The following is an 18,705-nucleotide window of genomic DNA, read 5'->3' as shown; positions in this document are numbered from 1 at the left end:
TCATGCTCCCGTGAATGCTTCGCGGAACGTGTCGATGCTGACGCGCAGCGACAGTTGCGGTTGGTCGAGATAGCTGACGAGCTTGCTGATACCATGGTCGTTCTGTGCGTGTTCGTCGATCCATTCGGGATCGTCGATATCGATGTTGTGTGCCGCGTACGCTTGCGGATCGACCACGCTGTGCAGCGTTTTGGCCGACGCGCCGTTGAAGCCGATGATGAGCCGTTCACGCTCGGCAATCGTGCCGATGAAGATCGCGAGTTCGAAATCCGCCTGCGACACGAACGGCGCGATCAGTTCGAGCCAGAACGCGGCGACCAGCGTGCGGTAGAACGGATCGTTCGGCAGCGGCAGCGTGAGGCCGCGTTCGAGATGCGACGAGCCGCTCTGCATCACCGGACGCAGCAGCGAACCGAGCGCCAGCATCGCGCCGCGCAGCCGCACCGGGTGACCGCTTGCGAGCAGCATCTGTTCGAGACCGGCGAGCGTCTGATGCTCGACGAAATCGTTGAACGTGCCGTCGTGCGGATTGCCGGGACCGCCGCCGATTTCGATCGGCACCTGAGTCTCGCCGAGCGCCTGCAACGCGCCTGCCGGTTCGCTGGCGCTGATCAGCGGCTTCATTTGCGCCGACACGCGCGACCACAGCCGCGCGAACGCGAGCGGGCTGCGCGCGAGGAACGTCAGCGGCTTTTCGACTTCCAGCGCGGTTGCGGCAAGAAATGGAAAGCGCCGCGAGGACTGGTCCTGACTCACCATCATATGACCGGCGATCGCCAGCTTGCTGCGTGAGCCGAGGAACGCGAAGTGCATCGGCCGCGCGTTTTCGTAGACGATTTTCCAGCGCGGATCGTCGGTGAGCAGTTCCATCGCTTCGGCGATCCAGCGGTCGAGCGTGGCCAGCAACTGCGGGTTGTGCGCGCTTTTGACGAAGTCGCCGCGCGACGGGATCTTGCCGAAGTAGGCGATTTGCGCCTGCACGGTTTGCGTCATTGCGCACCCCCTGTGTTCGAAACCGCGGCGGCGGCCGTGGCCGGGCGAGCCGCTTGCGAGGCCCCCGTCGTCGCCGCGGCAGCCGGGGCTGTATTGTTGACCGACGCATTGACTGAATTCGCGGCCGCGCTCACGTCCGCCACCGAAGACGGCAGCCGCAAGCCACGCAGGCTCTGCTGTTGCGGCGCATCGCCAGCGCCGCCGGACGCCTGCGACGTGCTGATGATGCGCATGCTGACCGCCACCGTCACGGTGCCTTGCGTCCACGACAGGTCGAAGGTGCCGTCCGGACGACGCTTGCGCTGCGCCGAGTTGATCAGTTTCTCGAGACCGTAGCGGCCCGGCTCGTTGACCAGTTGCAGCGTGCGGCCGTCGAAGGTGGTCGCACTCAGCGTGGCGCCCGGCGAACCCGACGGATTCGGCCACACGAAGTTGGTCCACTGCGGCGGCGTATTGCGGTAGCGCATCTGCTGGCCGTCGATTGCGAGCGTGTATTCCGTCGTGCCGCTGCTCGGCTGCGGCAGGATCTGAAACACCGTTTGCGGTTCGGCCGAACTCGACGCGGACGAGGTCGCCGCGCCGCCGGCAAGCGGCGCCACCCAGCGCGCGAAGCCGCTGGTGAAGTCGGGCGTCAGCGCGAGACCCATGTCGCCCCACGTGCGCGCGGTGAGCGTGTCGCCGCGGCGTACCGCGAGCGGCCCGAGCGTGGTGCCGACGAACTTCGCGATCGAGCCGTCCGGTCCGAACACCTGGGCGATTTCACCGGCGCCGGCTTCGACCTTCGCATCGCTCGCGAACGGATACTTGCTGGCAAGCGAGCCCTGGAAGTTCTGATACACCTGCGCGTTCCACACCTTGTTCACTTCGACGCTGGCCGGCTGGATCACCACTGCATACGCGGCCATCAGCGGACGCACGAGCAGCGGACGCAGTGCCTTGCGTTGCGAATCGGTGAGGCCCGTCAGCATCTGTTCGTCGACGTACTTCAGCGAATCGGCGAGTTCGGAGCCGCTGCCGTCGAGCGTCTGCTGCATCAGTTGACGCGCGCCCGGTCCCGGATCGCCCTGGTTCCTGATCACGTTGAAGCGTGTACGGACCTTGGACAACGTATCCATATAGCCCTTCAGCATCGAACCGTTGTCGCCGGTCACGACGATGCGGCCCAGCGCCGAGAACTCCTGGCCGACCGGTCCCATCGGCACTTCGACCGGATTGCCGTTGATGTCGATGTTCGCGTTCAACTGAGCCGTCGGGGCGCGCGAGAACCACTGCTTGAACCAGCTGGTGACACCGGTTTGCGCCCGTTTCAGGTTCGCATTGAAGAGCGACGGGTTGTCCCACGAAGTCTGGTCGTAAGCGGTTTCGAGCACCTTGCGGATCGGCGAATCCTGCGGATCGCCGAGGCGGTTCATTGCATCCACCGCCTGACTGAAGCTGCCGAAGTTCTGTACGGCAATGCCTTGCATGAATTTCTGCCAGTGCATTGCGTACTCGGTCTTGTACATCGACACGAGTGCTTTCTGGATCTGTTCAGGGCTGCCTTCCAGCGTCAGGTCGTCGTGCGCGGAGACGTTCAACACCCAGTCTTTTGCCTGCAGTTCCTTGGTCGCGGCGTCGCGAATCGCGGGCTGCACGTACTGGAACCACGCGTCACGCGTGAAGGTGCCGGGGATCGCATAGCTGCCCGCCACCAGCGCCGTATTGTTTTCGCCGACGATGCGCGCAATCGTCATCGGCGCGAAACGGGTCGACGCGCGCGCCTTGATTTCTTCGTACACGCGTTGGCGGGCCGGCATGCCGCGCACCACGCGGCGCAGGTTTTCGCGCGTCTGGTCGACGAGGCCGAGGTTCTGGTCGATCATCGGCCAGTTGTCGTCGGATACGCGCGACAGGTAGAACGTGATCATGCGTTCGGCACTGCGGATCATTTCGTCGCGGGGCATGTTGCCGCGATTCGTTTCGAGCCAGCCGCGCCAGAAGCGCGCCACCTGATCGGTCAGGTGAGCGGTTTCCACGTGACGCTTGTCGCTCAGCATCAGGTACGTCTTGAGCGCGTTGTACGCGTCTTCGACGTTGGTGGGCGACGCGTCGCTGTAGAGGCCGCCCTGGTTGTTCGCGGCCATCGCGCTGTGCGCGGAGACCTGGACCGGCGCGGTGGCGTCCGGATTGCGGTTGAGCGGCGCCAGTTGATCCGGATGGGCGTTCACGTCCTTCATGAACGACGCAAGATTCTGCGAGACCGGATCGAGCAGGATCTGGCGCACGCCCGCGTAATACTCGGTGAGCAGATGCTGCTCGAGACGATCGCCTTGATACAGGCCGAGCGACACCGCGAGCGGTTTGTCGCGGCGGAACTGTTCGAGCTGGTCGATGCGGTCTTCGAGAATATCCATTGCCTGCAGACGCGATTGCAGGTCGTTGCGGTTCTGCTGCAAACGCACGACGTTGTCGAGGTCGGCCTTGACGTTGTCGGTGAGCTGCTGGTTGCCGATCGTCGACCATGTCCAGCCGCCGAGCGCGAGCGCGAGCACGGCGACGAAGCCGAAGAACGTCGCGTAGCGCAGGCGTGTTTTTGCGGGGCTCGCGAATTGCCGGACCGTTTGACGATCCGCGAAAATCACCTTCGAGAACAGATCGCGCAGGAAGAAGCCGTTCTTCGAGAACGCGCTGTGCGGCTTGGGCAGACTGTCCGCCGAAAGGCCGAAGCGGTTCGCAATGCGCGTGGCCGCGGCGCTGTTGGTTTCACCTTCCTGCAACGCGCTCGTGAAGTAGAAGCCGCGGAAAATCGGCTTGTACTGGAACGGGTTGGTTTCGAACAGCGTCGCGAGGAATGCGCGCAACGCGGGCTTGATGGTCGAGAACTCGAGCGGGAAACTCAATTGACCGGGCGAGAGCTTGTTGCCGCGATTGATCGACATCTGCGCGACGCTGATCTCTTTCAGGCCGTCGTAGAGTTCTTCGAAATGTTCGTCGAACAGGCCGACCACATCGCGCTTCTCGTCCGGCTCGTAGGGCAGCGTCGCGCCCCACACGCGGTCGTATTCATGACGCTCGCTGCCGCTGAAGAATTCGGTGAAGCCGGTAATCAGGTCGGCCTTGGTGAACATCACGTACACCGGCGCGAACACTTCGAGCTTCTCGGTCAGTTCCTGCACGCGCTGGCGCAGGTTCTTCGCGAGGTTGATCGCGAATTCCGGCTTGCTGCTCGTCAGCTCCGCAATACTTGCGGTGACGATGATGCCGTTGATCGGCGCTTTCGGACGGAAGCGCTTGAGCAGACCGAGGAAGCCGAGCCATTCGGTACGGTCTTCTTCATGCACCGAGTAACGGCCGGCCGTGTCGAGCAGAATGCCTTCCGTGGTGAAGAACCAGTCGCAATTACGCGTGCCGCCGATCCCGTGAATCACCGCGCTGTTCTTGTCGGCGAAAGGAAACTGCAGGCCCGAGTTCAGCACCGCGCTGCTCTTGCCCGCGGCCGGATTGCCGATCACGATGTACCACGGCAATTCGTACAACGCCGAGCCGCCCGACATCTGGCCGATCTTCGACGTCTTGATGGTCTTCACGGCGTCCACGAGCCGCGTGCGCAGCACGTCGAGTTCGGCCTGACGCGCGGGCGTGGGCGCCGGGCCGGTTTCAGTCTGTTTTTCCGCCTGCTGCTCGAGCATGTCGCCGAGCTTGTCGTTGGCGCGCCGCGCGCGCAGCCGGCGCACCGCCCACACCAGCAGCCAGAGTACGACGATCGCGCCGAGCACGATGGCCGGCCACATCGGATCGATCTGCAGGGTATCGGCGCCGATGAACAATACAGCAGCAAGCGCGAGCAGGCCGATGATCGAGAGCGTGCGTGTGTGGGTCAACACGTTAAGAATGCGTCGCATAGCCGTTCAGGTCTTGGAGATATGTGTTGTTGCGCGGAGTGTCACAAACAGCATGGCGCGCGCGCCCGCGCGGCCCGTGGAAATGCGTGGAGCGATGAAGGCAAAAGGAAAGGAAATCATGAGTCAGGCAAACGCGCGGGTAGTCAACGCGCGAGTAAAAGCATCAAAACAGGCGCAGATGGAGGCGAATACCGGACGAATGTCGAATCGGTGATGGACGATCTCGTAGATCGCAATTCCGGCAATGGCTGCATGCGTGCGGCATTGCGGCTTTTTACCGGAAAATCTGATTGAACGCCCCATTGCAACCTCTTTATTGCCCGCTTCGCGCTTAATGCCCGCGCCCCAGTACGAAGCCGGGTTTGTGATATTCAACGTGCCCGAGATCCATCAATTTCCAGCGACCACCCCACGTCAGACCGACCTGTTCGGCTGTCTGTCCGTATAGTTGATAACCTCGCATGGCCCAGGGATCTTTTTCTGAAATGACGAGCTTGCCGTCGCGCAAAAAAGCATTGTCAGCGGCAAGACCGTATTGGTGATAGCTCTGAAACGCTGCGGCATTGGTGACGTTACCCCCCATTTGCGCAAGCCGGTTTTGCCGCTCCGGACTGCGATAACCTTCCAGCAATGCCATTTCATACCCGTATTGCTCGTGCATGATTTTGTAGACGAGCAATAAACGCGTCCTGAAATCGGCGTCGAGCAAATTCCAGTCACGGCTCGCGTCTTTAAGCGCGGGCCGGATCTGCTCGACTTCCTGCGTGGCAAATACCTCCGGCGGCAGCGGCGGCGGGGGTACGAGCTGTTCGCCATTCAATAAGGCGGCGATTTTCTCGTCCGGTACCCGAGCCGTGTCATCGAATTGGAATAATTGCCTGCCGCGTAAAGCCAATGCCACTAATGGCGGCGTCGCAAGAATACCTGCGGTGGTAAAAATCAGCAAGCGTCGCTTTGCCAGTAACTTTTGCATATCGGCGACGGTTGATTGCGAAATTTTTGCCGAATTAACTAATTTACTGCGCGCGTGTATTGCACTGCGTGATGCCCGTCGCATAACGCGTCCATGAATATCGAGTGCCGCGCCTAATAAAGAGGCGCGTACCGCCGGCAATAGCAGCATTGCTGCGATCACGACCGCGATGGCGAAATAGGCAAAAAGTACAACGGCAATCAAAGGCGACCCCGGAAATTGGAAACAATTGTATTTTGTAATGCTTGCTCTTAGAATCAGGCCTGCTCGGAGAGGAGCCGGAACGGTATTATCACGGCGAAATAATCCAGGATTCAATGAGACAGTGAATGAGTGCGCCGGAAAGTTCAAATTCCAAAGCCCCGCCTAGCCTGTTATCCGATAAGGCTAAAGGCGCGGATGGCAATGGTTCGCGAATTCTTGCGAACCTGGAAGGCCGCGTCGAGCCGCCTGCCGAAAAACCACGTCGTTCGAAAACTCCGCTTGCGCTGGTTGCGTTGCTGGTGATTGCGGCCGGCGGCTGGGGCGCGTGGCATATGCAGCAGCGTGTGCATACCGGGACGGTGGCGTCGGCGACACCGGGCGACGCCGCGAAGGTCGCGGTGCCCGCAGCGGCCACACCCTCCGCGCCAGCGGCGAGCGGTGCTGGGCAGGTCGCGGCAAAAGCGTCGGCGCCGGCTGCGGCTTCATCACAAGCGGCTACGATCATCGCCGACGATAACGACAATGACAGCAAGGCTGCGGCGCCGTCCGCGAGTGCGTCGGCGGGCAATGACGGCAGCCGCCTGTCGCGCGCGCTAGCGGACGGCGCGGAGCCGAGCAATGCATCCGCGCCGGTGGCGGTCGTGTCGGTCGCCTCGGCGGTGAGCGTGCCGGCGGCGAAGCGCGGCAAGAGCGCTACGGCTGTCGCGAGCAATACGAAGCGCGACTCGCGTGAAACGCGTGAGGCCGCTACGCACGGTAAGAAAGAAAGTGTGAGCGCGCGTCATGCGAGCACGCCGACTGCGGTCGCTCAAACGAAGAAGCCGCGTTCGGCAAACGATAGCGCCAAAGCTTCGAAAGATGATTCGGATGCCGATCTATTGGCCGCGTTAGTGGCGCGTACCAAACCGGCCGACGCTAAAACACCGGCTGGCAATGAGCCGACCAGGGTAAGTGCTTCCGCACCGCAGGGTAATGCGAAATTGGCCGAACGCGTGAAAGAGTGCGGTCAACGCGGCTTCTTCGAAGATCAGCTTTGCCGCTGGCGCGTATGCGACGGTCATTGGGGTAAAGATCCCGCATGTCCGGGTTCCGCGCAGCAGGCACGTCAACCGTAATGGCGCGCCACTGCGGTGTTTCTGATCCGTACGCACGCCGAATAAGCAATCGGCATCGCAACTTGATTTCATTCGGCTAGTGTTTATGATGGGTCTCCTGATTTGAACGACAGTTTAAAAAAGGAGACATCAGTGCAGCGACTTCTCTCGGCGCTAGCGTGCGTGACCAGTGTGGCGGCTTTATCGGTGCTGTCGGCGTGTGGCGGCAACGATCTCATTGCGCAAACCGATCCGCCGAAAGTCATTATCGACAGCGACTACAACACGCTGAGCGACGACGGCCAACTGGGTGTGATGGCCGCGCAATTGCAGGCGCAGGGTTCACTGAAAGTACTCGGCATTACCGTCGTGTCCGGCAATCAATGGTTGAAGCAGGGCGTGGCGGATGCATTGAAATCGGTCGAACGTCTTGGTGTCGAAAATCAGATCGGCGTCTATGCCGGCGCGAACTATGCGCTGTCGCACGACTACGCGACCATCCAGGCCGAACTGAAACAATTCCCCGGTGGCGACGGCTATCTCGGCGCATGGAGTACACCCGAGCCGAAGTCGGACAGCGATCTCATCGCGCCGCCTGACGGTTTTGCTACGCATACCAAAATAAAGAGCAAGAGCGCAGTCGATTTCATCGTCGATTCGGTGAAGCAAAATCCCGGTCAGGTGACGATTCTGGCGATTGGCCCGTTGACCAATATTGCGCTCGCTACGCGTCAGCATCCGGAGATCGTGCCGCTGATCAAGCAGATCATTTACATGGGCGGCGCGATCGACGTGCCCGGCAACACCACGCCAACCGCGGAATTCAACTGGTGGTTCGATCCGGAGGCCGCCAGAGCCGTGTTGCGTTTGCCGATCAGACAGGTCGTGATTCCGCTCGACGTGACCGACACCGTGAAAATGGACAAGGCGTTATACGACCGTGTCGCGCACGATCCGAACAAGCAGACCATCATTACGCAACTGTTCAAGACGTTGAACGGTTATGGGTTCGATGGCAAGAACGGCTTCGAGACGAATCCGAATTACACGACGAACATCTGGGACACGCTAACACTCGCGTATCTGCTGCATCCTTCGTTTGCCACGCAGACGGTGGACGAATGGGTGGATGTGGATATGAGTTTTGGCGCGAACGACGGTAAAGCAACCGGTTATACGAGTTCGCCGCCGGCGGGTTTGCAGAAGATGACGATCGTCAAACGCTTCGACAATCCGCGTTTTTTCGACTTCTATGTCGATCTGCTGACGCGGCCGGTGCCGGTGAAGCTGCCTGATTAACTAACGCTTATCGCGCTGCGTGCCTGCAACCCGCTTCAGGCGGGATGCAGGCCACGCAGCAGTTGGTGCACGCGCGACATATCCTGATCGACGTGTTCCGCCTGCTCGAACAATTCCGCGAGCCAGTCGACGAAAGCGCGCACGCGCGGCGACACCCGGCGATTTTTCACATAGGCGACCGAGACTGGCATCGGCACGGGTTTCCATTGCGGTAGGACTTCGCGCAATTGTCCTGAGTCGAGATAGGGTTGAGCGGCGATACGAGCCGGCTGAATCAACCCGAGGCCTTGCAATCCGCACGTGAGATATGCCTGTTCGTCGCTGACTTTGACGAAGCCGTTCACCTTGACCTTTTGCGCTTCGCCGTCCACTTCGAAATCGAAGTCCACCTCGCGGCCGTTATGCGGCGACATGCAGTTGACTGCCACGTGTGTGCCCAGATCGATCAGATCGAAGGGCGTACCCCTACGAGCCAGATAGGCGGGGCTGGCGCAGGTGACGTGTTCTAGCGTGCCGAGTTGTCTGGCGACCAGATTCGAGTCGGGCAGCTCGCCGAGCTGGATGCTGCAATCGACTGCTTCCGCGACGAGATCGACGGTACGGTTGCTGACGCCGATGGCGAGATCGAGGTTCGGGTAGCGGGCGTGGAAATCCTCGAGTGCGGGCAGCACGAGGGCGCTTGCTACTGAGGCGGGCATTTCGATCCGGAGGCGGCCGGTCAGGTTCTCTGTTGCATTGCGCAGGCTTGCTTCCATTTCGTCGATATCGGCGAGGATTTGAGCGCAGCGTTCGTAGTATGACGCGCCTTCGGCGGTGACGCTCAGGCGGCGGGTTGTGCGGGTCAGGAGGGCTGTGCCTAGTAGGGCTTCCAGGTTCTGAACAATGGTCGTTGCGGTTGCCCGCGGGATGTTCAAGGACTCCGCTGCGCGGGTGAAGCTGTTGGTGTCCACGATACGGATGAAAGTGCGCATGGCGGTGATTCTGTCGATCATTGATGCACTCCAAAATAAGAGTTTTTGTTTCTTGCCTTTGTCGAGGGCATGTTTCCGTCTATCCCGACAATGCCGGTCATCTGAATTATTCAGGGATGCGTAACAGAGACACTTATCGTCTCAGCTGAAATTGTTTTATAGCGACAGCGGTTCTTCATGATCGACTGCCGATGGTAGCTTTACGGCAATGCGTGATGCCCGGCAGCAGGCAGGTTCCGCTCAATATTGAATGGCCCGAGCAGCCTGCTGAAAACTTCTATCAGGAAGGACTTATGAGCGATTCATCGACACCGAATCTCACGGCAATCCAGCGCAAGGCGATCATGCCTGCCCTGCGCATACTGCCTGGTGAAATGAACTCTCCGGCGGCAAGGGTGCTGCTGCTTGCTATCGGTTTGCAGGAAAGCGGCTTCGTGACACGTGAACAGTACGGCGGCGGTCCTGCCCGAGGTTATTGGCAGTTCGAGCAGGGTACTGAGGCGAGTCACGGCGGCGTATGGGGTGTCTATCTGCATCCTGCCTCTAGCGGCCCATTGCAGCATGTCTGCAAGCGCAGGCGGGTCCCCTTCGATCCTGTCGCGATCTATAACGAGCTTGAGCTTGATGATGTGCTCGCTGCCGCAGTGGCACGACTGCTGATGTACACGGACCCGTATCCGTTGCCCGACACAGACGATCAAAAAGGCGGGTGGGATTTATATGCAGTGCGTACATGGCGACCGGGTCAACCCCGGCCCGACGACTGGCCCGCTAACTTTGAACAGGGGCAAAACATCGTGAGTCCCGACACGTCTGACTGTTCACCTTGAAGAAAGCGCGCTCAATACACTGCTCGGACTGGCTACGCTGACAATCATGGGGCCGCACATTTCACCATGGTTTCAGCGCTGACACTCGACACTCGCCAGTCCGCATAAAAAAATCAACCCCTCAAAGAATCCAGATCAACAACAAACCGATACTTAACATCACTCTTAAGCATCCGTTCATAAGCCTCATTAATCCCCTGCATAGGAATCACCTCAACATCAGAAGTAATCCCATGCTCGCCGCAAAAATCCAGCATCTCCTGCGTTTCGGCAATCCCACCAATCAACGACCCCGCCAACCGGCGACGCTTGAAAATCAGATTGAACACTTGCGGCGACGGATGATCATGCTCCGGTGCTCCGACCAACGTCATCGTCCCATCGCGCTTCAGCAGATTCAAAAACGGATTCAAATCATGCTGCGCAGCAACGGTATTCACGATCAGATCGAAGCTATTCGAATGCGCTTCCATCTCGTCAGCGTTCTTCGAAATCACAACCTCATGCGCGCCAAGCCGCTTCGCGTCCTCGATCTTCGACGGCGACGTCGTGAACAACACGACATGCGCCCCCATCGCGCGAGCCAGCTTCACCCCCATATGGCCCAAGCCGCCAAGGCCCACAATCCCGACCTTCTTGCCGGGACCGGCACCCCACGTGCGCAACGGCGAATACGTGGTAATGCCCGCGCACAGCAACGGCGCTACACCCGCAGGATCCAGATTGGTCGGCACCCGCAGCGTGAATGCCTCATCCACGACGAGTTGCGTCGAGTAGCCGCCATAAGTGATCTGACCATCGACGCGGTCGACGCCGTTATACGTGCCCACAAAACCATTCTCGCAATACTGCTCGAGATCTTCCTTGCAACTCGCACACGTGCGGCACGAATCGACCAGACATCCCACGCCGACCAGATCGCCGGCTTTGTACTTCGTCACACTGGAGCCGACAGCCGTCACGCGGCCGACGATCTCGTGGCCCGGCACCACCGGATACACCGTGTTCTTCCATTCGTTGCGTGCCTGATGCAAATCGGAATGGCACACACCGCAAAACAGGACTTCCATCTGCACGTCATGGGCGCGCAATTCGCGGCGCTGGATTTCGAACGGGGCGAGCGGCGCTTGCGCGTCGGTCGCTGCATAGGCATAAGTCGTGCTCATGGGTAGCTCCAGCAAAAGAGGGTGACGTCGCAAGGCGCCTGCGATGAGCGACGCGTGTCGCCGATGCGGCCAACCTTGCCAGGAACCGGGATCACGGCGCCAGCGGCGGCAGACGAATTCATCACTTCGATCAATCGGCCACCGGCCCGGCGCAGCGCGGAACAGGATGATCCGGCAGGGTTCCCATGTTAGGAGCCGGGTCGAGGTCGGGGAATACCTGAAGGTCTTGAAGATTTGCCTAAAACTCCTGGCGAGAAGCGCGGTAGGCTGTTTGATGATAAATTTCAGGCACTTTTCTCTTGCCCGTCACTATATCGTCATGTCAGCTCATTCTCCCGAAACTGCCGCGACCCGGCGCGTCTCAGTCGACCCCGCCCAGCAGCGCCTCGTCGAATTGTTCGACATGCTTGCACCCAAGGGCGGCATTACGGCCTCGAGTCTCGAAGGCGTCACGTTGATGCGCGTGAACCTGCCGGTGCCGCGCAGTCCGGTGATGTACGAGCCGAGCATCGTGATCGTCTGCCAGGGGCGCAAACGCGGTTTTATCGGCGATCAGGTGTTTCAATACGACGCGCAGCAATATCTGGTGTTGTCGGTGCCGCTGCCGTTCGAATGCGAAACCGAGGCGTGTCCGGAAGAACCGTTTCTCGCGATCTCGGTACGGGTCGATCTGACCATGGTGGCCGAATTGCTGATGGCGCTGAACGAAACGCAAGGCGCCGCGCAAAACGAGCCGCTCGGTGTTTACTCCACGCCGTTGGACCCGCCGTTGTCCAATGCCGTGCATCGTCTGATGGAAGCGTTGGCGTCGCCGCTCGATGCGCGCATTCTCGCGCCCGGCGTGGTCCGCGAAATCTGTTATCGCGTGTTGACGGGCGAGCAGGGCGACGCGATTCGTGCGGCGCTCACGCATCAGAATCATTTCGGCCGAATCGCGAAGGCGCTACGGCGCATCCATGCCGACTATCACGACGCGCTCGACGTCGATACGCTCGCGTCCGAGGCCGGCATGAGCGTCGCGGTATTCCATGCGCAATTCAAGGCCGTCACGGCCACCTCGCCGATGCAATACGTGAAGACCACGCGCTTGCATCATGCGCGTCTGCTGATGGTGCAGGATGGGTTGAATGCGGGCGCGGCCGCGGCGCGCGTCGGTTATGAAAGCGCGTCGCAATTCAGCCGCGAATTCAAGCGGTTGTTCGGCCTGAGCCCGGTCGACGAAGTCAAACGCATGCGCGCCGTGTACGACGCGCCGGCGCCGCGCGTGGTCAAGCCCGTCGCGCGCTATGTGACCGCGGTTTGACTGCGGTGTGACCGCGGTTTGAACGCAGTCGGCGCAATGGGCTACAAGCCGCTGAACCAGTTATAGCCCTGGTCTTCCCAATAGCCGCCAGGGTTCGTGTTGGTCACGAAAATCGCCGCGATGTGTTTCGGGTTCTTGAAGCCGAGCTTGGTCGGCACCCGCAGTTTCAGCGGGTAGCCGTATTTGGCGGGCAGCGGTTCGCTGCCGAAATCGAGCGTCAATTGTGTTTGCGGATGCAGCGCCGTCGCCATATCGAGGCTCGAGTAATAACGGTCCGCGCATTTGAAACCGACATAACGCGCGCTCAGATCCGCGCCGATCCGTTCGAGGAACGTGCGAAACGGCACGCCGCGCCATTGACCGATCGCGCTCCATCCTTCGATGCAGATATGGCGCGTGATCTGCGAAGTCTGCGGCAACGCGCGTAATTGCTCGAGATTCCACGTGCGTTTGTCCGACACGAGCCCCGACACTTCCAGTCGATACGTCGAGCCGTCGATATCCGGTACGTCGAACTCCTGATAAAACGCGTTGAACGGGAACGGGTTGGTGATATCCCGCGCGGAATAGGTCGGCGCGAGTTTGTTGCGGTCGAACAGCCACCCCTGTACGCGATCGTTCCAGCGCGACATCGCCCATAGCACCTTGTCGACGGAATCGCCGTCCTGCATGTTGCAGCCCGACAGCATCGCGAGCGCGCCGATCGACAGCGACGAACGCAGAAAGAGCCGCCGTTGCAGGCGCTCGATTTGCGGTTTATGGTCGGCGAGAACGATGCGCCCCGCTCGCGAATCTCGGCGGTCTCCGTGTTTCGAGTCGCTCATGCTTCGCTCCTTGTGTGCGTGGAATGGCGGGCGCGGCCGGTTAGCATCGGCAGCAATGTGCGCGGTACGAGCAACACCAGCGCCAGATGCACGACAACAAAGCCGACCACGCCGGCCATTGCGATGAAATGCACGCGGCGCGCGAAGTCGAAGCCGCCGAATAACGCGGTGAGCCACGAGAATTGCACCGGCTTCCAGATCGACAGTCCCGAAGCGACCAGCAGCACGCCGAGCAGCAGCACGAACAGATAGAGTGCGCGCTGTACCGCGTTGTATTTGCCGGTATCGTGCGGCAGCTTGAATCGCATCGCGAGCGCGGCGTCGTGCAGCACGTCGCGTGGATGCACGGGAAACAGCTTGCGGCGCAAGTGCCCGCGGCCGATGCCGTACGCGAGATACAGCAGGCCGTTCGCGCACAGCAGCCACATCGCCGCGAAATGCCACGCGATCGAGCCGCCCAGCCAGCCGCCTACAGTCGCCCACACCGGAAACCTGAACGGAAAGAACGGCGAAGCGTTATAGATCGCCCAGCCGCTCATCACCATGCAAACCATCGCAAACGCGTTGATCCAGTGCGTGATTCGCACGACGAGCGGGTGCACGATAAAGCGCGCTTGAGGTTCAGACATGGTGAGCGTTCGACCGGCAAATTAAACGTGGCGCGCCGCGTCCGTGAAAGCGACGCGGCGTTCGGGAAAACAGAAAGCGGCGAGCCAGAAAGCGGCGGGCGCTTCTGTTACATCGGCGGCGTCAGCCCATGTTCGCCTGCGGAGATGAAATTCGCGGTCATCGAACCGTCGGCTTCCTTGTGCGCGAACAGCACGACCTTCGCGCCCGGCACGAGCAGCGAGCGGTCGCCGGCTTCGAGCGCGACGATAGGCACGTCTTGCGGAATTACAACTTTCTTCTCACCGTCCTTGTACTTGACCGTGATCGTGCGGCCGTTGCTGACCACCAGCGAGCCGACCGTGCCGTTGGTCATCGAGCTGTTCGCGCCGAGATCCCACGGACGGTGGCCTTCGCCGGCGCCGCGCATGCTGGCCGGGAATACGTGTACTTCGAGTGCCTTCAGCGTGCCGTCGGCTTGCGGAATCGCGGCCGTGCCGACGTAGCTGTCGGGCTTGATGTCGTTCACGTTGGCGACCGTCACGCCGCGGATCGGCGTGTCCTTGGGAAGCTTGACGTCGACATCCTTGCCGTCGCGCGTGTGTACTTTGAGCAGGTCGGCGTTCAGGGACGTGACCGTGCCACGTACGCCCGTCGGTGCGTTGGCGGGCGCCGCGTTTTGAGCCTGGGCAAAGGGAGCTGCCGCGAACAGGGCGCCGGCCATCAGCGCGGGAGCGGCGATAGCGCGCATCGCGGAAGCGGAAACGATCTTCATGTGTCTGTCTCGGGTGGTGAAGGATGGGGACAGATTAGGCGCGAGATCGGCTCCGGCGGGTGACAGACGGATGACAAAAACGTCATGAACGGCCGGCGACGTCCACGTAGAATGACCGCCATAACTTTGTCCAACGCAATCCACCGCAAGCGCGCGCCAGGCATCATGAGCATTCTCGTCATCGAAGACGATCCGAAAACCGGCGACTACCTGAAAAAGGGGCTGCGCGAGAGCGGCTATGCGGTCGACCTCGCGCGCACCGGCACGGACGGCCTGCACATGGCGCTCGAAAACGCGTACGAGCTGGTCGTGCTCGACGTGATGCTGCCCGGCATCGACGGCTGGGAAATCATGCGCACGCTGCGCGCGCGGCGCGATCTGCCGGTGATTTTCCTGACCGCGCGCGACCATGTCAGCGACCGCATCCGCGGTCTCGAACTCGGCGCGGACGATTACCTCGTCAAGCCGTTCTCGTTCACGGAACTCGTGTTGCGCATTCGCACGCTGTTGCGTCGCGGTGTGATCCGCGAAAGCGACGTGTTCGAAATCGCCGACCTGAAGCTCGACGTGCTACGCCGCAAAGTGACCCGCGAGGGTGTCGAGATTCCGCTGACGAACAAGGAGTTCATGCTGCTGCATCTGCTGGTGCGGCGCCAGGGCGAAGCGCTGTCGCGCACGCAGATCGCCTCCGAAGTGTGGGACATGAATTTCGACAGCGACACCAACGTGGTCGACGTGGCCATCAAACGGCTGCGCGCGAAGGTCGATCATCCGTTCGAGAAGAAGCTGATTCATACGGTACGCAGCATCGGCTATACCTTCGGCGACGGCTCATGAAACTGTGGACCGGGCGCTCGCTGACAGCCCGCACCACGGTGCTGTTCGCGTTGATTGCGAGCGTGGTGATCGGCATGCTCGGCGCGTATTTTTATCACTCTGCCGAGTTGTCGTTGCAGCGCCGCGCAGACCTGGAACTGACCGGCCGTGTCGAGCATTTCAGCCGGATCGTGCGCGATCTGTACTCGGTCGGCGAGTTGAAGAGCCGGCCGTTGCTGTTCGAAACCATGCTCGGCGCCGAACAGGACGTGCTGCTATTTCGCCGCCCAGGTGAAACGCCGTTTATCGATGTCAATCCGGGCAACCTCGCGGTGCCTCTGTTGCAGCCGATGACCGGCGAGCGCTTGCCGACCCTCACGGATATTCGCCAGACGCGCCTGCCGAACGGCGTGCCGGTGCATTGGGCGATAGCCACGGCGAAGGCGCGCGAAGATGGCAGCGAAGTCGAAGTGATCGCCGCGCATCCGATGACTCAGGAAATGCGGATGCTCGCGGAGTACCGCAATCGCATCGTGCTGGCGACGCTCACCGGCATGCTGGCTGCCACGCTGCTCGCGTATTACGTGTTGCGGCACGCGCTGCGGCCGGTGCGCGAGATCGCCACGCGCGCGGCGCAGATCAGCCCGACGAGTCTATCCGTACGGCTCGACAGCGAATCCGCGCCGCTCGAATTGCGCCAACTCACACATGCGTTCAACGCGATGCTCGATCGTCTCGCGGACGGTTATCAGCGCCTGTCGCAGTTCTCCGCGGATCTCGCACACGAAATCCGCACGCCGGTCGGTGCGCTGATCGGCCAGACCCAGGTGACGCTCGCGAAGACCCGCGATGCCGATGAATATCAGCAACTACTCGAATCCAATCTCGAAGAGCTGAGCCGCTTGAGTCACATCGCGGAGAACATTCTGTTTCTCGCGCATGCGGACCACGCAACGTTGACGATCGGGCGCGAACCGGTCGATCTGCACAGCGAACTCGTCAGGATCGCTGACTATTTCGAAGGCCTGGCCGACGAACGCGGAATGCGCTTCGAAGTGGCGGCCGCGGGCGTGGCGTCGGTCGATCCGCTGCTGTGCCGCCGTGCGATCAACAACCTCGTCGTGAACGCGGTGCGCTACGGCGCCAGCGACACGGTGGTGCGCCTGAGCGGCGTGCAGGACGAGGCGGGCGCGACCGTGGTGGTCGAAAACGACGGCGCGCCGATTCCCGTCGACCAGCTGGACCGTCTGTTCGACCGGTTCTATCGCGCGGATACGGCGCGCAGCGCGTTCACGGAGTCGAGCGGTCTTGGGCTCGCGATCGTCAAGGCGATCATGCATTTGCACGGCGGCACCGCGCGAGTGGCTTGCCCGGTGCCGGGCGTCGTGCGCTTCGAATTGCGCTTTCCGCTCGGTCGGGCGGCGGTCTGATCAGGTCGCGCTTTTCACTCGTCCGCCGGCCCCCGCATCGGCTGATTCGCATAGTGCGCGCGCTTCTCCTCGTACATCAGCAGATCGGCGCGCTGCACGCCGGCTTCAAGGCGATCGCCGCGCTCGCAGGTCGCCGAGCCCATCGAAAAGCTCAATAGCGAGCCCGGATAGAACTGGTTGTTCAGTTCGACCAGTTGACGGATCGCGTCGATCATCGCGGCGCCGCCGCGTTCGTCGGTGTCGGGCAGCAGAATCGCGAATTCGTCGCCGCCGATGCGAGCCGCGTGAAACGGCGCCTCGGTCGCCTTGGCCAGCACCTCGCCGGCGCGCCGCAGCAGCGCGTCGCCGGCCGCGTGGCCGAGCTGGTCGTTCACGCGCTTGAGGCCGTTCAGATCGGCCATGATGATGGTCACCGGCCACGGTCCCTTGCGTTCGAGCCGGTTCAATTCGTCCATGTAGAACGAGCGGTTGCGCAGTTTGGTCAGCACGTCGTGCTTGCCGAGAAACTCCAGATAGGCTTCCGCCTTCTTGCGCGCGGTGATGTCGGTGAGCGCGACCAGCACGAGGTCCCAGTGGCTCTCGTGACCGGGAAGCACCGAGAATTGCAGATGCACGTGCACCTCGGCACCGTCGAGCGAGTAGTTGAGTACTTCGCGCTGCTGGAACAGTTTGCCGTCCCACAGGTCGATCAATTGCTCGCGAAAGTGCGGGCGCATGTCGTCGCGGAAGACTTCGGACAGGCGCGAGAGCAGCATCTTTTTATCTTTCGCCGCGAACAGGTCGAGCGTGTGCTGGTTCACGTCGAGCACGTGGATTTCCTGCATGCAGCGCTCGACGAACTCCGGATGCACGTCGGTGAAAACGCGGAAATCGCTGATACCGGCCGCGCGCGCCTCATCGAGCAGCCGCTTGACCGCGCTGAAATCCTCCACCCACAGCGACACCGGCGAATACTCGAACAGGCCGCGCGCATAGTGCTCGGCCAGCGTCACGCGATGCCGCGCGCCCTCCAGTTCGGTGATGTCTTCAACCGAGACCAGCACGCGATCCCAGCGCGCTTCGTGGCCGGGCAGGATCGCGCCTTTGAGCAGCACGTCGAGGCGCTGGCCGCCGAGCGTGTAGTTGACCGTCTGGCTCGTGAACTGTGATTGTCCGGCCCACAACTGGCACAGTTCCTCCAGATGTGTCTTGAGCATGTCGTCGCGGAATACCGAGGCCAGGTTGCTGGTGAGCGCGTCGAAATCCGCCGCCTCGAACTGCGTGAGCGTCTTACGGTTGACCTTGATCACGCGGATGCTGTGCGCGCATTCGGCGACGCGTGCCGGATTTTCCGCGAAATGGGCGCGCAGGTCGGTCACGCCCTGTGCGCGCCACTGGTCGAAAAGCGCGTGTACGCCGCTGAAGTCCTCCAGCCACAGGGAGACGGGCGCAAGTTCGAACATCTCGGAGTCGTCTTGCAAGGGGACTTCCTTCGGCGGGTTATTGCCGGGCGCGGAGCCGCGCGGGAGGGTATCCAGCATGAGAGTCTCGTTATCGGAAT

Annotated in this window: 16 protein-coding genes; 6 read left to right on the top strand and 10 right to left on the bottom strand. The window is 61.3% G+C overall.

The window, feature by feature from the left end; genetic code table 11:
- The 4 genes from tagF to PQQ51_RS10055 all read right to left on the bottom strand — a co-directional run bounded on the left by tagF (position 1) and on the right by PQQ51_RS10055 (position 6,051).
- Complete coding sequence (gene tagF, locus PQQ51_RS10070) at positions 1-993, bottom strand: type VI secretion system-associated protein TagF (RefSeq protein ID WP_408496627.1); 993 nt, start codon at positions 991-993, stop codon at positions 1-3.
- A complete protein-coding gene (tssM, locus tag PQQ51_RS10065) occupies positions 990-4,874 on the bottom strand; it encodes a type VI secretion system membrane subunit TssM (protein ID WP_408496626.1) in 3,885 nt (1,294 codons plus the stop codon). Before tssM ends, tagF begins: the two co-directional genes overlap by 4 nt.
- A 123-nt stretch (positions 4,875-4,997) precedes the next feature.
- Complete coding sequence (locus tag PQQ51_RS10060) at positions 4,998-5,249, bottom strand: hypothetical protein (protein WP_408496625.1); 252 nt, start codon at positions 5,247-5,249, stop codon at positions 4,998-5,000.
- Positions 5,206-6,051 carry a M15 family metallopeptidase gene (locus PQQ51_RS10055; protein WP_408496624.1) on the bottom strand — a complete coding sequence of 282 codons (846 nt, stop codon included), beginning with the start codon at positions 6,049-6,051 and terminating at the stop codon, positions 5,206-5,208. The genes PQQ51_RS10060 and PQQ51_RS10055 overlap by 44 nt, the downstream gene beginning before the upstream one ends.
- A 125-nt stretch (positions 6,052-6,176) precedes the next feature.
- On the opposite strand from PQQ51_RS10055, the gene PQQ51_RS10050 reads away from it, so the two are divergent.
- Both PQQ51_RS10050 and PQQ51_RS10045 read left to right on the top strand, forming a co-directional pair.
- Positions 6,177-7,166, top strand: a complete 990-nt coding sequence (locus PQQ51_RS10050; protein WP_408496623.1) for a hypothetical protein — start codon at positions 6,177-6,179, stop codon at positions 7,164-7,166.
- A 132-nt stretch (positions 7,167-7,298) separates the two neighbouring features.
- Positions 7,299-8,444, top strand: coding sequence for a nucleoside hydrolase (locus PQQ51_RS10045; RefSeq protein WP_408496622.1), 1,146 nt, complete (start codon positions 7,299-7,301; stop codon positions 8,442-8,444).
- A gap of 35 nt (positions 8,445-8,479) precedes the next feature.
- On the opposite strand, the gene PQQ51_RS10040 is transcribed toward PQQ51_RS10045, so the two are convergent.
- Positions 8,480-9,436, bottom strand: coding sequence for a LysR family transcriptional regulator (locus PQQ51_RS10040; protein WP_408496621.1), 957 nt, complete (start codon positions 9,434-9,436; stop codon positions 8,480-8,482).
- A gap of 194 nt (positions 9,437-9,630) precedes the next feature.
- Between PQQ51_RS10040 and PQQ51_RS10035 the strand changes: the two genes are divergently transcribed.
- Positions 9,631-10,245, top strand: a complete 615-nt coding sequence (locus tag PQQ51_RS10035) for a hypothetical protein (protein WP_408496620.1) — start codon at positions 9,631-9,633, stop codon at positions 10,243-10,245.
- A 113-nt stretch (positions 10,246-10,358) separates the two neighbouring features.
- On the opposite strand, the gene PQQ51_RS10030 is transcribed toward PQQ51_RS10035, so the two are convergent.
- The gene (locus PQQ51_RS10030) at positions 10,359-11,411 is read right to left on the bottom strand and encodes an NAD(P)-dependent alcohol dehydrogenase (RefSeq protein ID WP_408496619.1); all 1,053 of its coding nucleotides are present in this window, start codon (positions 11,409-11,411) and stop codon (positions 10,359-10,361) included.
- A 319-nt stretch (positions 11,412-11,730) separates the two neighbouring features.
- Between PQQ51_RS10030 and PQQ51_RS10025 the strand changes: the two genes are divergently transcribed.
- Positions 11,731-12,714, top strand: coding sequence for an AraC family transcriptional regulator (locus PQQ51_RS10025; RefSeq protein ID WP_408496618.1), 984 nt, complete (start codon positions 11,731-11,733; stop codon positions 12,712-12,714).
- Positions 12,715-12,755: 41 nt separating this feature from the next.
- On the opposite strand, the gene PQQ51_RS10020 is transcribed toward PQQ51_RS10025, so the two are convergent.
- The 3 genes from PQQ51_RS10020 to PQQ51_RS10010 form a co-directional block, all read right to left on the bottom strand.
- Positions 12,756-13,538 carry a molybdopterin-dependent oxidoreductase gene (locus PQQ51_RS10020; protein WP_408496617.1) on the bottom strand — a complete coding sequence of 261 codons (783 nt, stop codon included), beginning with the start codon at positions 13,536-13,538 and terminating at the stop codon, positions 12,756-12,758.
- Entirely contained in the window at positions 13,535-14,167 is a 633-nt protein-coding gene (locus PQQ51_RS10015; RefSeq protein WP_408496616.1) for a cytochrome b/b6 domain-containing protein, read from the bottom strand. Before PQQ51_RS10015 ends, PQQ51_RS10020 begins: the two co-directional genes overlap by 4 nt.
- 107 nt (positions 14,168-14,274) lie before the next feature.
- Positions 14,275-14,919: a hypothetical protein gene (locus PQQ51_RS10010; RefSeq protein WP_408496615.1), complete on the bottom strand. Its 645-nt coding sequence runs from the start codon at positions 14,917-14,919 to the stop codon at positions 14,275-14,277.
- Positions 14,920-15,084: 165 nt separating this feature from the next.
- Here PQQ51_RS10010 and PQQ51_RS10005 point away from each other — a divergent pair, with 165 nt between their 5' ends.
- Positions 15,085-15,756, top strand: a complete 672-nt coding sequence (locus PQQ51_RS10005; RefSeq protein ID WP_408496614.1) for a heavy metal response regulator transcription factor — start codon at positions 15,085-15,087, stop codon at positions 15,754-15,756.
- Positions 15,753-17,165, top strand: a complete 1,413-nt coding sequence (locus PQQ51_RS10000; RefSeq protein WP_408496613.1) for a heavy metal sensor histidine kinase — start codon at positions 15,753-15,755, stop codon at positions 17,163-17,165. The genes PQQ51_RS10005 and PQQ51_RS10000 overlap by 4 nt, the downstream gene beginning before the upstream one ends.
- 14 nt (positions 17,166-17,179) lie before the next feature.
- On the opposite strand, the gene PQQ51_RS09995 is transcribed toward PQQ51_RS10000, so the two are convergent.
- Positions 17,180-18,685: a sensor domain-containing diguanylate cyclase gene (locus tag PQQ51_RS09995; protein WP_408496612.1), complete on the bottom strand. Its 1,506-nt coding sequence runs from the start codon at positions 18,683-18,685 to the stop codon at positions 17,180-17,182.
- Positions 18,686-18,705 lie beyond the last annotated feature (20 nt).

The organism is Paraburkholderia xenovorans, from assembly GCF_046030735.1.
Lineage (GTDB): Bacteria > Pseudomonadota > Gammaproteobacteria > Burkholderiales > Burkholderiaceae > Paraburkholderia > Paraburkholderia xenovorans_A.
Note: the sequence above shows the minus strand (reverse complement) of the source record. Positions and strands in the feature narration are given on the sequence as shown.

What these genes read in the sequence shown, in the direction of transcription:
- tagF (WP_408496627.1), bottom strand. Translation starts at nt 993, where the DNA reads ATGACGCAAACCGTGCAGGCGCAAATCGCCTACTTCGGCAAGATCCCG.
- tssM (WP_408496626.1), bottom strand. Translation starts at nt 4,874, where the DNA reads ATGCGACGCATTCTTAACGTGTTGACCCACACACGCACGCTCTCGATC.
- PQQ51_RS10050 (WP_408496623.1), top strand. Translation starts at nt 6,177, where the DNA reads ATGAGTGCGCCGGAAAGTTCAAATTCCAAAGCCCCGCCTAGCCTGTTA.
- PQQ51_RS10040 (WP_408496621.1), bottom strand. Translation starts at nt 9,436, where the DNA reads ATGATCGACAGAATCACCGCCATGCGCACTTTCATCCGTATCGTGGAC.
- PQQ51_RS10035 (WP_408496620.1), top strand. Translation starts at nt 9,631, where the DNA reads ATGCCCGGCAGCAGGCAGGTTCCGCTCAATATTGAATGGCCCGAGCAG.
- PQQ51_RS10030 (WP_408496619.1), bottom strand. Translation starts at nt 11,411, where the DNA reads ATGAGCACGACTTATGCCTATGCAGCGACCGACGCGCAAGCGCCGCTC.
- PQQ51_RS10025 (WP_408496618.1), top strand. Translation starts at nt 11,731, where the DNA reads ATGTCAGCTCATTCTCCCGAAACTGCCGCGACCCGGCGCGTCTCAGTC.
- PQQ51_RS10020 (WP_408496617.1), bottom strand. Translation starts at nt 13,538, where the DNA reads ATGAGCGACTCGAAACACGGAGACCGCCGAGATTCGCGAGCGGGGCGC.
- PQQ51_RS10015 (WP_408496616.1), bottom strand. Translation starts at nt 14,167, where the DNA reads ATGTCTGAACCTCAAGCGCGCTTTATCGTGCACCCGCTCGTCGTGCGA.
- PQQ51_RS10010 (WP_408496615.1), bottom strand. Translation starts at nt 14,919, where the DNA reads ATGAAGATCGTTTCCGCTTCCGCGATGCGCGCTATCGCCGCTCCCGCG.
- PQQ51_RS10005 (WP_408496614.1), top strand. Translation starts at nt 15,085, where the DNA reads ATGAGCATTCTCGTCATCGAAGACGATCCGAAAACCGGCGACTACCTG.
- PQQ51_RS10000 (WP_408496613.1), top strand. Translation starts at nt 15,753, where the DNA reads ATGAAACTGTGGACCGGGCGCTCGCTGACAGCCCGCACCACGGTGCTG.
- PQQ51_RS09995 (WP_408496612.1), bottom strand. Translation starts at nt 18,685, where the DNA reads ATGCTGGATACCCTCCCGCGCGGCTCCGCGCCCGGCAATAACCCGCCG.